This window comes from Rhizobium zaerense, assembly GCF_051810725.1.
Lineage (GTDB): Bacteria > Pseudomonadota > Alphaproteobacteria > Rhizobiales > Rhizobiaceae > Rhizobium > Rhizobium leguminosarum_I.
Window position 1 is genome coordinate 986,941 of record NZ_CM132690.1, and the last position, 13,814, is coordinate 1,000,754.

Below are 13,814 nucleotides of genomic sequence, written 5' to 3' on the forward strand. Positions count from 1 at the left end.
CGCAGGGCATCAGCAGCAGTTGCGAAGTAACTCTCGGGATAGTTCAAACCATGACGTCAAAACCCAGAAGAACACCGAAGATCGGATTTGACAGCGGGCCAGCGGGCGGATGGGGCTCGGCAAAATCGGTGGGAGAAATCCTTGTCCGCGAACATATCCCCCTCTCGGGCCCAGCGCTCTTGGCGCATCAGAACAAGCCGGATGGATATATGTGCGTAAGCTGCGCCTGGGCCAAACCCGCCAAGACCCATCCGCTTGAATTTTGCGAGAACGGCGCCAAGGCGACGACATGGGAGACGACAAATCAACGAGCAGATCGGGCTTTTTTCGCGGCGCATACCCTGACCGAACTCGAAAGCTGGCGCGACCACGACCTGGAGGAACAGGGGCGTCTCACCCATCCGATGCGATGGGATCCGACAGCGGATAAATATGTTCCGGTCTCGTGGGCTGCCGCTTTCGAAGAGATCGGCCGCGAATTGCGGGCGATTTCGCCGGAGAAGGTGGACTTCTATACGTCGGGCAGGGCTTCGCTCGAGACATGCTACATGTATCAGCTCTTCGCTCGCATCTTCGGCAGCAATAATCTGCCCGACTCCTCCAACATGTGTCACGAGAGTTCATCCGTCGCGCTGCCGGAAAGCATCGGCGCTTCCGTCGGCACGGCGGTTCTTTCCGACTTTCAAAATTGCGACTGCATATTCTATATCGGCCAGAATGTCGGAACGTCGTCGCCACGTCTGCTGCATGACCTTCAGGATGCGGTCGACCGTGGTGTGAAGATCGTAACCTTTAATCCGCTGAGAGAACCGGGGCTACTGCGCTTCATCAATCCGCAGGCGCCGAGCCAGATGCTGACGGGTAAGGAAACACCGATTTCCAGCGAATATTATCAAGTCAAGAACGGCGGGGACGTCGCGGCCATCTTTGGCGTCTGCAAGGCTTTGATAGAGGCCGACGACGCCCTGCATAGCTCCGGTTTCAGCAGAGTCGCTGGATCCGATGCAGTGCCCGGCGATCCTGCCAATGCGGCAGCCGTTGCCTTTGCGGCCTCGATGCGGGCGGTCGATAGAAAACACGTCCTGGACCATGATTTCATCACCGAACACACCTCCGGCTTCGAGGAGTTCGCCGCCGCCGCGCGGGGCTATCAGTGGCCAGAATTGGAACGAGTATCAGGGTTGACCCGCGAGCAGATGGCGCACGCGGCCCGTACCTATGCCGCTTCCGATGCGGTTCTTATGGTCTATGGGATGGGGCTGACACAGCATGTCATGGGCGTTCAAAATGTTCAGATGGTGGTTAATCTTGCCCTGTTGCGGGGCAATATTGGCAAGCCCGGCGCCAATATCTGCGCCGTCAGAGGCCACTCCAATGTCCAGGGGCAGCGCACGGTCGGCATAACCGAAAAGCCGGGTCTTGTACCGCTGGACAAGCTGGCGGAACTTTATCATTTCGATCCGCCGCGCTGGAAGGGTCACACGACCGTCGATGTCTGCAAAGCCATTCTGGGCGGCGAAAGCCGGGCCTTCGTCGGCCTCGGCGGCAATTTCCTGCGCGCAGCCCCTGAGACGGAGGCGATGGAAGCTGCATGGCGAAAGCTACGCCTGACCGTGCAGATTGCCACTAAGCTTAACCGAAGCCATGTCATCCATGGCGAGATCGCTTACCTTCTTCCGTGTCTTGGCCGGTTGGAGATCGATAAGCAGGCAAGCGGCCCGCAGGCGGTGTCGATGGAAAGTTCGGTGGCACATTTCCACGGCTCGCGGGGCAGGGCGACGCCTGCCAGCCCGGACCTGCTGTCCGAGCCGGCCATCATCGCCGGCATCGCGAAGGCGACGTTGCCGGAAAGCCCCGTGCCTTGGGATAGCTGGGTTGCGGATTATTCCGAGATTCGCGATGCCATCGAGCGGACATATCCGGAGACCTTCAAGGGATTCAACCGGCGGCTCTTCCAGCCCGGCGGTTTTCCACGGCCGCTGCCAGCCAGGGAGCGCCGCTGGGTGACTCCGAACGGCAAGGCGAATTTCATCACTCCGCAACGCCTGTTTCCGCAGTTCGAAGGCGTTGGCGACGAACGAGTTCTTCACCTTATGACCTTACGGTCAAACGATCAGTTCAACACGACGATTTATGGTTACAGTGACCGCTTCCGGGGCATCGACGGTACGCGCCGCGTAGTTTTTGTGAACGCCGCCGATATTGCCCGGTTGGGTTTTGTCGCCGGAGACTTTGTCGATCTGTCGACGGCCATTGAGCCCGAGACTAGACGCATGATCTCCGGCTTCAGAATTGTCCCCTACGACATTCCGGTCGGATGTTGCGCAGCCTATTACCCTGAAGCCAATCCGCTCTTTCCACTCGACCACCACGACGAGAAGGCCAAAACGCCATCTTACAAGCTGCTGCCAGTCCGCCTCAGTCGATGTGAAACAGCACCACTCGAGTGAATGGCTTATAAACAGGATGATTTTAGGAGATCAGTCGGCCCAAGACCGAATTCTGTTTCACAATACATAGCTGGAGCATGATGTCATCCGAAATCCGGTCATGCGTTCGGGATCATGCTCTAGAGGATCAAGCGATGCCGGAGAAGATTTTGAAGGGGAGCCTTGGCTGGTATTCGAGCATCTTAGTTTTAATCCTTGCCATCATCTTGGCCGCCGCTATCGGTTGGCTGCGGGAGCCGAGGCAGTACCGTGTCGACCCGCCGGTAGCGGCGGCGCTGGACGGTATCCGGTTGATGGCAAACGGGATCAGCGGCGCGCCCCCGGAAATCTATTTTGCGCTCAACAAGCCTTATGAGGCGACTGGCTACGACCTAAGCCAGGGTAAGCGGCTCTACAGCTGGTTCGGTTGTGCGTCCTGTCACGGTGACGGCAGAGGCGGGGCTGGTCCGTCGCTCCTCGACGGATGGTGGCTCTATGGCCCTTCAATGGTGTCGATCGTCGCCTCCATTCGCGACGGACGGCCGCATGGGATGCCGGCCTTCAAAGACAGGATGACGATCGATCAGATCTGGCAGCTCGCCGGCTATGTCAAGACGATCGGAGCCTATTCCGCCAACCCTGTCGCCCCCGGCCGCAACGACGATCGATATACGCGCCCGGCCGAAAACCGAGCGCCCGCCGCCAAATTTTTCGAGGAAGGTCCAATCCCGCTGCATCCTCAGCAGGGGCCATCGCCGTGAAGCTCCGCTGTCTGCCGCTCGCGCTATTGATCATGCTTTCCGGGTGCAGCACTGCGCAGTCGGTACTCCACGCTCATGGTGAAGCGGCCATTGCGCTGAAGAACCTGATCATCTTCATTGCGTGGGTAGCTGCCATCATTTGGCTCGCCGTGGTGGGTTTTTTGACATTCGCGCTGGTGCCCCGCAGGAACCACTCCGCGGGCCCGGATAATCGCTCGGAGCGGACGATGACGATCGCCGTTGCGACGGCCACTGCTGCCACTGCGCTCATCATCGGCATCCTGACTGTAGCAAGTTTCTATACGACCCGCGCCTTGAACAGCGGTGGAAACGCCGATGTGACGGTCGTTGTCCGGGCCCAGCAGTGGTGGTGGCAGTTCATTTATGCCGATCACGATCAAACGCAGATATTCCAGACGGCGAACGAGCTTCACATCCCCGTGGGTAAAACCATCCGCCTTCGACTTCAGGCGGTCGATGTCATTCATTCCTTCTGGGTGCCGAGCCTCGCAGGCAAGTTGGATCTTATCCCGGGACGGGAAAATATCCTGACCTTGCGGGCCGAAAGGCCAGGTATCTATCGTGGCCAGTGCGCCGAATTCTGCGGTCTTCAGCATGGCCACATGGCCTTCGCCGTCATTGCAGAAGACGATGCGGACTATCAGCGCTGGTTGGCCAGGCAACGCCTCGATGCCGCAACGCCGACCGAAGCCGAGGCGATCGCCGGGCAAGGGGTCTTTCTGGCAAAACAGTGCGCCGCCTGTCACGCGATCCGCGGAACGTCCGCATCGGGATCAACCGGACCCGACCTCACCCATGTCGCGGGGCGGCGCACTATCGCAGCCGGCCTGCTTGAGACCACCCGCGGCTCGTTCGCCGCCTGGATTGCCGATCCCCAGACCCTGAAACCCGGAAACAACATGCCGATGGTACCGCTGACGACCGATGAGCTGCGGCAGCTTTCCGCCTACATGGAAAGTCTCCGATGAAAAAGGATCAAGCCTCAGCGGTTCCGGCCGATACCGGGCTTGCCGATGCCGAGGTCGAGCGCCAGCTTACGACAATCTGGGGCTCGCGCCCGGGTTTCTGGGGCGCCGTCGCATCCGTCGATCACAAGGTCATCGCCCGACGCTACATCGTGACGGCCTTCATCTTCCTCATCCTCGGCGGATTGCTTGCGCTCGCCATGCGCCTGCAATTGGCGCAGCCGGAAGCCCGCTTCATCAGCCCCGACCGTTACAACCAGATTTTCACCATGCACGGGTCGAACATGATGTTCCTCTTCGCCGTCCCGGTGATGGAAGCCATCGGCGTTTACTTCGTGCCTCTCATGGTCGGCACCCGCAACATCGCGTTCCCGAGGCTGAACGCCTTTTCCTATTGGGTATTCCTTTTCGGGGGAGTCCTGCTCTGGCTGTCCTTCGCGCTCGACACCGCCCCCGATGTCGGCTGGTTTGCCTACGTGCCGCTATCGGGACCCGAATATAGTGCGGGCAAACGCGCCGATATCTGGGCGCAGATGATCACCTTCACCGAACTCTCGGCGCTCGCGGTCGCCGTTGAAATCGTGGTCACCGTCTTTAAGCAACGGGCACCGGGTATGTCGTTGGACCGGATCCCGGTGCTTGTCTGGGCGATGCTTGTCATGTCGTTCCTCGTCATCATGGCCATGCCGGCGATCATGTTCGCCAGTTCGACGCTGATCCTCGACCGCCTCGTCGGAACGCAGTTCTACAACCCGGCGGAAGGGGGCGATGCGCTGCTGTGGCAGCATCTGTTCTGGTTCTTCGGCCACCCCGAGGTCTACATCATCTTTCTGCCAGCCGTCGGAATGGTGTCGACCATCCTGCCGGCGTTCGTCGGGCGTCCGCTCTTTGGTTATCTCCCGCTGGTGATGGCGATGATCGCCACCGGCGTGCTGTCGTTCGGGCTCTGGGTCCATCATATGTTTACGGTCGGGCTGCCGCGGCTCGGAGAGAGCTTTTTCACTGCGTCCAGCATGGCGATTTCCATCCCGGCCGGTATCCAGATCTTCTGCTGGCTGGCGACGATGTGGGCGGGGCGACCGGTCTTTCGAACGCCGCTGCTGTTCGTGATCGGCTTCATCGCCACATTCGTAATCGGCGGTCTGACCGGAGTCATGGTGGCGTCGGTTCCTTTTGACACCCAAGTGCACGACACCTATTTCGTCGTCGCACATTTTCATTACGTGCTGATCGGCGGCGCTGTCTTTCCCTTGATAGCCGCCATTTACTACTGGTTTCCCAAGATGACCGGCAGGATGATGAGCGAACGGCTGGGCCGTTGGGCGTTCTGGTTGATCTTCATCGGTTTTCACCTGACGTTTTTTCCGATGCATCTTCTCGGCCTGCTGGGCATGCCGCGTCGCGTCTACACTTATCAGCCCGAGCTGCCCTGGGCCGGTCTGAACCTGTTCATCAGTCTGAGTGCGGTCCTGTTGGCACTGGGCTTCCTCGTTTTCTTCGTCGACGTCGTCCGCAGCTGGCGAAACGGCCTGCCCGCCGGCCCCAATCCCTGGAAGGCAACGACCCTGGAATGGGCGACATCTTCGCCGCCGCCGTCCTATAATTTTCGCCGCATTCCCGTCGTGGATGCGCGCGAAGCGCTTTCGCCGAACGATGGCGAGCTGGCGGTTGCAAGCGGGCTGAGAACGGATCGTCGGGAGCTTCTGGTGACGAGTGTGGTCGAAGCGCTGCCGGAAGCGCGCGAGTCGTCGCCACGTGACAGCGTCTGGCCGCTCTGGGCGGCGATCGCCACAGCGGTCATGTTGATCTGGTCGATGTTCTCGCCTTGGGCCGTCGTCTGGGGCTCCATTCCGATTGCTGTCACATTGATCGGATGGTTCTGGCCAAAGGGCAGCCCGGAGGATGAATCATGAAGGATCGGATTGTGCTCGACGTCTCGAAACTGTCCCTGCACGGGATGGGCACTGCGTCTCCGACGTGGTGGGCGACGGGAGCCTTCATGCTCATCGAAGGGTCGGGCTTCGGCCTGGCGATTGCCGTCTACTTCTACCTGATGAGCCTCGCACCGCAGTGGCCGATCGATGCGCCACCGCCAGACTTGCTGGCCGGTACGTGTCTGACAGGCCTGCTTCTTATCAGCGTCATCCCTAATATGATGGTATCGCGTTGGGCAAAGCATAAGAAACTGAGAAGGGTACAGCTCGGCCTCGTGGTGATGTCGCTCTTGGGCATTGCTCCGCTTGCTTTGCGCGTTTTCGAATTTCCGGCTCTTCATATCAGTTGGGATGACAACGCCTATGGCTCGATCGTCTGGACCCTGCTCGGACTGCATACGACGCATATCCTTACCGATCTGATCGACACGCTGGTGCTGACATGTCTGATGTTTTCCCGGCACGGCGACAACGCCCGTCGTTACGGCGACGTCCAGGACAACGCGCTTTATTGGAACTTTGTCGTCATTGCCTGGCTTCCGCTCTACCTCTGCATCTATTGGGTGCCTCGCCAATGAGTGTCGCTATCGCAAGAATTTCAGGATTGACACTGTCCCCGGCCGCCTGGGCCGTAAGCACCCAGCTCGGGCAGATGCTTCCCTCCGCAGATTGCGACACGGGAACCGGATGGATCATATTCGCAACTTTTCTGTCAGCTGCTCTGGCTATGGCAGGCGCGCTGATCTCATGGCGGAGCCATCTCTCCGCTGTCTCACGCAGCGCCAGCTTCATCAGCAATGTGGGTGTCTTGTTTGGGGCCGTCTTCGCCTTTGCTCTCATTCTACAGGGGGCGGCGACGCTGCTGCTGAATCCATGCGCGCACTGATCACCTTCATCCTGATGATCCCGGTTCTGCGGTGCTCGATATGGCGTTGCTGCAGATCGATACAATAGACAAGAGAGGCGCCAATGCAGATCTCTTATGCTCGCCTTAGCTACGTCATGGCCGGTGTCGTCCTGATACTGGTCTCGATCGGCGTCGCAGCCAATATCGTCAAAGACCGGGAGAGGCGGCAGAACGTTGCCATTGCCATGACATCAGGCGACCCCACGCGGGCGGCGGAGATATTTCGCCGCTATGGATGTGTGGGATGCCACATTATCCCAGGCGTTCCCGGCGCCGACGGGAAGGTCGGCGGGCCGCTGACCGATCTACGGCAACGCGTCTACATCGGCGGCGTCGTCAACAACACGCCGGAGAACCTCGTGCAATGGATCGTTTTTCCGCAACGGTTTTCGGCGAATTCGGCCATGCCGGCAACCGGGATTTCCGAGGCCGAGGCAAGGGATCTCGCCGCCTATCTCTACGAGCAGTAACTCACGGATGCGGCGTCGGCCGAGGCGGCAGCGATTTGACATAGCGTGCAATCGCATCACGATCGCCTTGCGGGAGCTGTGCAGTGTTGATGACGACATCCGCCATTGACGAGCCAACCCGGCCATGGTCCGGCGTCTCACCGGTGCTAAGCATGAGGGCGATCTGCGCCTCAGACCAGTGGCCTATCCGGCGCGGAGTGATGTTCGGCACAAAGCCGGTGCCCTCGGGGTCCGAGCCTCCGGCAAAGCGTGTCGACGGCTTGATGGCGCCAAGCACGTTCCGGGTCGAATGACAGTCGGCGCAGTGGCCGAGCGTTTCGACCAGATAAGCGCCGCGATCAGCGGCGTTGCCCCCGACCGTCGCCCCCGACTTACCCTCGCGGAAGAACAGCAGCTTCCAAAACGCAAGGAGACGGCGAAATTTGAGCGGCAGAGCCAGATCGTGTGGTGGCGGCCGTCCGGCTACCGGCGGCAACGTCTGCAGGTAGGCGTAAAGGTCTCTCACATCGTCGAGCGACATGCCGGTATAGCTTGGATAGGGGAATGCCGGATAGTAGTGCTCGCCACGGGGAGAAACGCCGGCGATCAATGCATTGGCGAGATCGGCGACCGACCACGCTCCGATTCCGTCCGTTGGATCCGGCGAGATGTTCGGCGGCCTGAATATTCCGAACGGTGAGGCGAGAGCCAGACCGCCACCTAATTTCAATCGGTCGGGCTGGCCCGGGGTCGCGTGGCAAGACGTGCAGTCGGCGGCCAAAAAAACCAATTTTCCTTTCGTTGCGTCGCCAGCCGTTAACGCGGCGGTCTTTGAATCGAAGTGCGGATCAGCATCGATGATGTAGCGAAAGAGAAAAACCAAGGCGAAAGCGCAAGCCAGAACCCCGGCTATTAGCCCAATTGGTAGGGGCGACAACAAGCTGCGCAAGCGATGCGCTACGCCGCGAAGACAGTCATCGATAGTAGACAAACTGCTCACAATGTTCTTTCCGCCAGCTCACAGTTCACGGCGTGCCCGGCAAATCGGTCGTAGTTTCGGATATCTCCTGTTGCTGTTCGCCAGCGATCATCATCTCGCGAAGCGGCGAGCGGGATATGTTTGCCTCGATCGCCTCATGACCAGGCGTCTCGGGAAGAGCATCGCGAAAGTTCTTGGCGTAGTCTTTCGGCATCCTAGGCGGCATCATCGGCTCGTATTGGTCGACGAAGGCTTGGACGACGACAGGCCCGGCAACTGAGAAAGCTTCAGTCAAAGTCGGTTCGATCTGATCGAACTCCCGGATCGTGAAGCCGCGGCCTCCCATTGCTTCTGCGGCGAGGGCGAAATCGATCGGTGCCAACTCGCAGGCGAATTGCGGATTTCCAAGAAACATCATCTGTTCCCAGGCAATCTGATTGAGCATGCCGTTGCAAATCACCAGCAATTTCAGCGGGAGAGCGAGACGGACGGCCGTCGAGAACTCTCCGAGCTGCATGCCGAACCCGCCATCGCCGACGACCGCGTAAATCGGTCGTTTCGGATCGGCAACGCCAGCGGCGATCGCGTAAGGCAGGCCCGAGGCCATCGAGGCGAGCGCGCCCGAGACGGCGAACCGGTTCCCCGTGCCGAGATCAATATGGCGGGCCGCGAGTTCGGTGTTCTGTCCGGAATCGGCTACGAGGACACCGTCAGGTGCAATGCGATTGCCGAAGGCGCGGACCACCGCCTGCGCCTTCAAGGGCGCACTTCGCTCCGTCTCCATCATTTCCATCTTTCGGCGCCAGCCGGACATTGCTGTTTGCGCCTGTTCCAGAAACGAGCGATCCGTCTTCCTCCTCAGCCTGACATTGAGGAGCCGCAGCGTTTCCCTCGCGTCGCCCACTAGGCCAGCATCGATAGGGAAGCGCAGACCCATCCGCTGGGGGTCACTGTCGACCTGCACGCCACGGGCGGCTTCGGGTCGCGGATAATATTCGATATAGGGAAAGGAGGAGCCGACGATCAGCACGGAGTCGCATTGCTCCATGACCTCTTGCGACGGTCCAGTGCCAAGAATTCCGATTCCGCCGGTCGTCAATGGATCGTCGTCGGCGAGAGCCGTTTTGCCGAGCAAGGCTTTGGCGACCGGCGCGGCGAGCAGGTCGGCAGTCTCGCGCAATTCTTCCTGGGCGCCGACGGCGCCCCGGCCAGCGAGGATGGCAACCTTGCGGGCGCTATTCAATATCTCGGCGGCATGATCGAGCTCGCTATCGTCGGGCACTTGGCGGCCGCCGAAAAAGCGGTTCGGCACGTGTTTTGGCCGGTTGCGTTTCGAGCGCGATTTCGAGTCCATCTCCTGGATGTCGTTGGCGATGGAGAGATGCGCAACACTGCGGCGCGAAAGCGCAGAACGACAGGCAAGGCTGGCGAGATTTTCCATATGCGAGGCATCACTGACATGCGCATTGTAGATAGCGACATTGTCGAAAACGCGGGTCAGGTCGACGTCCTGCTGGGTGAAGGTCTCGATCAGGTCGTGAAACTGCGTTCCGGTGATCGCAAGCACCGGCATCTGGTCGAGCTTGGCATCGTAGAGACCCGTCAGCAGATGCGTGCCTCCCGGTCCAGACGTCGCAAGGCAAACGCCGAGATTTCCGGTGAACTTGGCGTAGGCGCTCGCCATGAAGGCGGCCGATTCCTCATGCCGGACCTGGATGAAGCGGATCTGATCTTGGCGCTTGCGCAACGCCTCCATGACCCCGTTGATCCCGTCTCCAGGAAGGCCGAAGATGACCTTCACGTCCCACTCGATCAGCGTGTCTATCAATATATCGGCGGCATTGGGCATCGAACTCGTCCTCTGCTTGTCAAAGACCGCAAACCTTTGTCGCAATGAAAGGTTCCGAGCTTGCGTCCTTGGGCCAGCACCCAAATATGCCAGGCAGATCCGCCACGGATGCAGTCACGTTCTGTGCGCCAGCCCGTAGACGAGGATCATGGTGTAAAGCAGGAAGGCGATGGCGGCCACGGTCGCGATCAAGATGACCGCAATCCGCCCACCTGAAAGGCTATTTCGCTGTTGTTCAGCGCTGGTATGGGTTGCCTGAATGGGATCGTTTTCGGGCCTGTCCATCAGGGCTTCACTTCCGTCGAAATCTTTGCAGGCTCGTCATTTCTGCCGCTTGCGGTAAACGAGATTATTGAGCCGAAAACGATCAAAAGCCCGACTAACGTGTTGGCGCCGATGTAGATGATCAAAGCCCGACCGTCCGATTCCTGGTTCATCTGCCTCTCCCTTGGTTCGCCAAACCAAAGAACAACGGCAATGTTCCCGCCAGATGGCCTTATCGCGTCTTTTTGCTTTCCCTGCAGCCATCGACCACAATCGACGTCGGCCCCTGACGTATGCAGCGCATAACCTCCGTCAGCAATGTCGCCGGCTCGCATGGTTTTTCCAACCACACGCCTTCGGAAAATGATAAGGCATCCGGGTGCATCTTCCGCTGAGCACCGGTGTAAACGATGAATGGGATATTGCGGTCGCGCAAAGATCTGGCAATCGCTCCAGCGACCCCGTCCGTCAATTCGATGTCCATCACCACGAGATCGGGATCGTTCGCTGTCAGCCACTCTTCGGCTGCTCGACAAGACGACACTGTCTCTATCCGATCGAAGCCGGCGCCATGAAGGATGTCTTCCACGTCCATCGCGATGAAAATCTCATCCTCCATCAGAAGGATGGACGTCGTCCCTGCAACGTTCATGGCCAAACTCCTAAAATACAGGGTGATACAATAAACCTTTCCGGCCAAAATGCAGGGATCGTGCGCTATCGCACCGTCATCTCACCTGAGCATCTGTTGCGGCATGTCGGTTATCAAATATCAGTACCATCGCGATCCTTCATCGTTTCGATCTTCTGAGAGGCTTAATCAGTCGCTCATATTCCTCCTCAGATTTTCCATAGGTGTCGGAAGCTCCGCTCCAGCGCGAGACGATCTCTGCCTCTTGCCCCGCGTCATGTTGAGGCACGCTATCGCCTGGAACTTTCCCTCGTGAGATCGGTTCGGCACCGTGCCGCGAGAGACCGCGGGGCCGAAATCGAACGGAGGTTTCAATGACAACCGCAACTACAACGACCGATCATTCGGCAATTCGCAAATGGGTGGAAGCGCGCAAGGGACAACCCTCCCGTGTCAAAGGCGCCAAGCAAGGTGGCATACTGCGGATTGACTTCGGAGAGCCGGAAGAGAACCTGGAAAAGATCTCCTGGGACGAATTCTTCGCCATTTTCGATGAAAACGAGCTGGCCTTTCTTTATCAGGACAAGACCGAGGATGGGACAAGCCGGTTCAACAAATTCGTCAGTCGAAAATGATTGGCTGACATCGTCGAATAGGCCGTGCTGCCATCTCTATGTTCGCCAGGAGCTAAAGCGCGCCGGTGACGCGCCAGATCGTATCGCCGACGTCGTCCGCGATTAACAGCGCCCCGGCCTTGTCGACGGCAAGTCCGACCGGCCGGCCGTGTGTTTCGTCCTCGCCTCGCAGGAAGCCGGTGACGACATCCTCCGGTTTGCCGCTCGGACGCCCGTCCTTGAAGGGCACATAGACTACCTTGTAGCCGTTGAATTGATAACGGTTCCAACTTCCATGTTCGCCGATGAACGCTCCGCCTTGATATTGCGCCGGCAGATTTTCGGCGGTGTAAAACACCATGCCGAGAGGCGCGACATGGGAGCTCAGCGCGTAGTCGGGAATGATCGCCTTGGCGACAAGGTCGGGCCGCTGGGGCTCGACCCGCGGGTCGACATTCTGGCCGAAATAGCTGTAGGGCCATCCGTAAAAGCCGCCATCCTTGACCGACGTCATGTAGTCCGGAACCAGATTGGGGCCGAGTTCATCACGTTCGTTGACCACGGTCCAAAGAGCATGGGTCTGTGGTTCCCAGCTCAATCCGTTGGGATTGCGCAAGCCGTCTGCAAAAATGCGGTGGCGTCCCGTCTGTCTGTCGACCTCCCAGATCGACGCACGATCCTTCTCCGCCTCCAAGCCATTCTCCGTGATATTGCTGTTCGAACCGACGCCGACATAGAGCAACCTGCCGTCCTCACTGGCAACGAGGCTCTTCGTCCAGTGGTGGTCGATCGGTCCACCCGGAAGGTCCGTCAGTACCGTGCCCGGCGCGCTGATCTTGGTTTCACCCGATTGATAGGGATAACGGATGATCGCGTCGGTCGCCGCAACATAGAGATCGTTGCCGACAAGCGCCACGCCGAATGGCGAGTTGAGATGATCGAGAAAAGTCTCCTTGACCTCGGCCACGCCATCACCGTCGGCATCGCGAAGCAAAGTGATGCGGTTGCTCCCTTCGGTGCTCGCTTTGCCGCCTGACGTTGCCATTGCCTCGATCCACCCCATGACAAGGTCCTTCGGGCGCTTGATGGCCGCCTCCGGCGGCGCGACCGATTCGATTGCGAGAATGTCGCCATTCGGCAGCAGGTAGACGGCGCGAGGATGTTTCAGTCCTGTGGCGAAAGCCTTGATCTGAAGACCCTTCGGAACCACTGGCGTCTCGCTTTCCTTCCACCCGACGACCGAGGCGATATGCATCGGCGGGAGGAGATATTGCGATTGTGCGGGCAGTTTCGGATTGGCACCGATTTCGCTGCTGGGATCGGCTTCATCCTCGCTGCAGGCTGTCAGGCCGAGGCTGCAACCGCAAAGCAGCGAGAAGGCCAGGACACGGAGATTGCGGGAGAGAAAAGATCGGCTCATCATGCAGCGTCCTCAAAAAACTGCCGCTGTACCATCCGCCCAAGAACCGCATTGATGACAATGACGACCACCGTCACCGCCGACAGCGTCAAGCCGGTCGGAACCACGGATGTCCATGCGTCGCGGCTGTGAACGAAGGCGTTGAAGAGCGCGAGTACAAAGACCGCGAGATTGCCGAGCGCGTAGAGCAATCCGATGCCTGCTCTTAACGGCAGCCGCCCAGTCGCGAAATCGGCAATGCCTCCGATTGCGGCGATTCCGCCAAGCAGCAGGCCAGCGGCCAGCAGCCATGACGAAAAGTTCGTCCACATCATCTCCGCGGTCCGCCAATAGGCGATATCCGTGGCCAACGCTCCGACAAAACACGCCGCTGAAAAATGAAGTGGGACAGCGCGAAACGGGTGAGAATAGATGAGTACGCGCGAAGAAGGGGTTGGATAGGTCATGTCTTAGATCCACATGAGGCGCTCAGGTGCAGCTAACCTTCGCCATTGCGAATTGTTCCCGCAAAGGGTGTCGTGGCTCGTGCAACCACGCGGTGGCGCGGGTCCTTGAGAGGTGTAAAGCGCGCCTTGCGCTTTGAAGTCCGAC

General features: G+C 59.2%; 14 protein-coding genes. 7 read left to right on the top strand and 7 right to left on the bottom strand.

The features are described 5' to 3' along the window. Window positions 1–50 precede the first annotated feature (50 nt). From ACS4RR_RS04795 to ACS4RR_RS04820, 6 genes are all read left to right on the top strand, one after another. Window positions 51–2,450 carry an FdhF/YdeP family oxidoreductase gene (locus ACS4RR_RS04795; RefSeq protein ID WP_456190123.1) on the top strand — a complete coding sequence of 800 codons (2,400 nt, stop codon included), beginning with the start codon at window positions 51–53 and terminating at the stop codon, window positions 2,448–2,450. Window positions 2,451–2,584: 134 nt separating this feature from the next. Beyond that, the gene (locus ACS4RR_RS04800) at window positions 2,585–3,190 is read left to right on the top strand and encodes a c-type cytochrome (protein WP_456189766.1); all 606 of its coding nucleotides are present in this window, start codon (window positions 2,585–2,587) and stop codon (window positions 3,188–3,190) included. Beyond that, the gene (gene coxB, locus ACS4RR_RS04805; RefSeq protein WP_456189767.1) at window positions 3,187–4,179 is read left to right on the top strand and encodes a cytochrome c oxidase subunit II; all 993 of its coding nucleotides are present in this window, start codon (window positions 3,187–3,189) and stop codon (window positions 4,177–4,179) included. The genes ACS4RR_RS04800 and coxB overlap by 4 nt, the downstream gene beginning before the upstream one ends. Next, the gene (gene ctaD / locus ACS4RR_RS04810) at window positions 4,176–6,089 is read left to right on the top strand and encodes a cytochrome c oxidase subunit I (protein WP_170258596.1); all 1,914 of its coding nucleotides are present in this window, start codon (window positions 4,176–4,178) and stop codon (window positions 6,087–6,089) included. Before coxB ends, ctaD begins: the two co-directional genes overlap by 4 nt. Further along, window positions 6,086–6,688 carry a cytochrome c oxidase subunit 3 gene (locus ACS4RR_RS04815; RefSeq protein ID WP_162115705.1) on the top strand — a complete coding sequence of 201 codons (603 nt, stop codon included), beginning with the start codon at window positions 6,086–6,088 and terminating at the stop codon, window positions 6,686–6,688. The genes ctaD and ACS4RR_RS04815 overlap by 4 nt, the downstream gene beginning before the upstream one ends. 391 nt (window positions 6,689–7,079) lie before the next feature. Further along, window positions 7,080–7,487, top strand: coding sequence for a c-type cytochrome (locus ACS4RR_RS04820; RefSeq protein WP_017967250.1), 408 nt, complete (start codon window positions 7,080–7,082; stop codon window positions 7,485–7,487). A gap of 1 nt (window position 7,488) precedes the next feature. Here the strand turns inward: ACS4RR_RS04820 and ACS4RR_RS04825 are convergent, their stop codons facing one another. The 5 genes from ACS4RR_RS04825 to ACS4RR_RS04845 all read right to left on the bottom strand — a co-directional run bounded on the left by ACS4RR_RS04825 (window position 7,489) and on the right by ACS4RR_RS04845 (window position 11,210). Further along, window positions 7,489–8,328, bottom strand: coding sequence for a c-type cytochrome (locus tag ACS4RR_RS04825; RefSeq protein ID WP_456190124.1), 840 nt, complete (start codon window positions 8,326–8,328; stop codon window positions 7,489–7,491). Between the two features lie 163 nt (window positions 8,329–8,491). Beyond that, on the bottom strand, window positions 8,492–10,294 hold the full coding sequence (locus ACS4RR_RS04830) for a thiamine pyrophosphate-binding protein (RefSeq protein ID WP_456189768.1): 1,803 nt from the start codon (window positions 10,292–10,294) through the stop codon (window positions 8,492–8,494). Window positions 10,295–10,408: 114 nt separating this feature from the next. After that, entirely contained in the window at window positions 10,409–10,579 is a 171-nt protein-coding gene (locus ACS4RR_RS04835) for a hypothetical protein (protein ID WP_456189769.1), read from the bottom strand. Then, window positions 10,579–10,731, bottom strand: a complete 153-nt coding sequence (locus ACS4RR_RS04840; protein WP_017967254.1) for a hypothetical protein — start codon at window positions 10,729–10,731, stop codon at window positions 10,579–10,581. Before ACS4RR_RS04840 ends, ACS4RR_RS04835 begins: the two co-directional genes overlap by 1 nt. Before the next feature lie 59 nt (window positions 10,732–10,790). Continuing rightward, the gene (locus ACS4RR_RS04845; RefSeq protein WP_017967255.1) at window positions 10,791–11,210 is read right to left on the bottom strand and encodes a response regulator; all 420 of its coding nucleotides are present in this window, start codon (window positions 11,208–11,210) and stop codon (window positions 10,791–10,793) included. Window positions 11,211–11,563: 353 nt separating this feature from the next. On the opposite strand from ACS4RR_RS04845, the gene ACS4RR_RS04850 reads away from it, so the two are divergent. Next, the gene (locus ACS4RR_RS04850; protein ID WP_017967256.1) at window positions 11,564–11,824 is read left to right on the top strand and encodes a hypothetical protein; all 261 of its coding nucleotides are present in this window, start codon (window positions 11,564–11,566) and stop codon (window positions 11,822–11,824) included. A gap of 52 nt (window positions 11,825–11,876) precedes the next feature. Here ACS4RR_RS04850 and ACS4RR_RS04855 read toward each other — a convergent pair whose 3' ends face one another. Then, a complete protein-coding gene (locus ACS4RR_RS04855) occupies window positions 11,877–13,223 on the bottom strand; it encodes a PQQ-dependent sugar dehydrogenase (RefSeq protein ID WP_456190125.1) in 1,347 nt (448 codons plus the stop codon). After that, the gene (locus tag ACS4RR_RS04860; RefSeq protein ID WP_170258592.1) at window positions 13,223–13,669 is read right to left on the bottom strand and encodes a DUF2231 domain-containing protein; all 447 of its coding nucleotides are present in this window, start codon (window positions 13,667–13,669) and stop codon (window positions 13,223–13,225) included. The genes ACS4RR_RS04855 and ACS4RR_RS04860 overlap by 1 nt, the downstream gene beginning before the upstream one ends. Between the last annotated feature and the right edge of the window lie 145 nt (window positions 13,670–13,814).

Bases quoted from the DNA above. Each gene is read 5' to 3' on its own strand.
- ACS4RR_RS04855 (WP_456190125.1), bottom strand. From the start codon at position 13,223: ATGAGCCGATCTTTTCTCTCCCGCAATCTCCGTGTCCTGGCCTTCTCG.
- ACS4RR_RS04845 (WP_017967255.1), bottom strand. From the start codon at position 11,210: ATGAACGTTGCAGGGACGACGTCCATCCTTCTGATGGAGGATGAGATT.
- ctaD (WP_170258596.1), top strand. From the start codon at position 4,176: ATGAAAAAGGATCAAGCCTCAGCGGTTCCGGCCGATACCGGGCTTGCC.
- ACS4RR_RS04795 (WP_456190123.1), top strand. From the start codon at position 51: ATGACGTCAAAACCCAGAAGAACACCGAAGATCGGATTTGACAGCGGG.
- ACS4RR_RS04840 (WP_017967254.1), bottom strand. From the start codon at position 10,731: ATGAACCAGGAATCGGACGGTCGGGCTTTGATCATCTACATCGGCGCC.
- ACS4RR_RS04820 (WP_017967250.1), top strand. From the start codon at position 7,080: ATGCAGATCTCTTATGCTCGCCTTAGCTACGTCATGGCCGGTGTCGTC.
- ACS4RR_RS04860 (WP_170258592.1), bottom strand. From the start codon at position 13,669: ATGACCTATCCAACCCCTTCTTCGCGCGTACTCATCTATTCTCACCCG.
- ACS4RR_RS04835 (WP_456189769.1), bottom strand. From the start codon at position 10,579: ATGGACAGGCCCGAAAACGATCCCATTCAGGCAACCCATACCAGCGCT.
- ACS4RR_RS04830 (WP_456189768.1), bottom strand. From the start codon at position 10,294: ATGCCCAATGCCGCCGATATATTGATAGACACGCTGATCGAGTGGGAC.
- ACS4RR_RS04850 (WP_017967256.1), top strand. From the start codon at position 11,564: ATGACAACCGCAACTACAACGACCGATCATTCGGCAATTCGCAAATGG.
- ACS4RR_RS04815 (WP_162115705.1), top strand. From the start codon at position 6,086: ATGAAGGATCGGATTGTGCTCGACGTCTCGAAACTGTCCCTGCACGGG.
- ACS4RR_RS04800 (WP_456189766.1), top strand. From the start codon at position 2,585: ATGCCGGAGAAGATTTTGAAGGGGAGCCTTGGCTGGTATTCGAGCATC.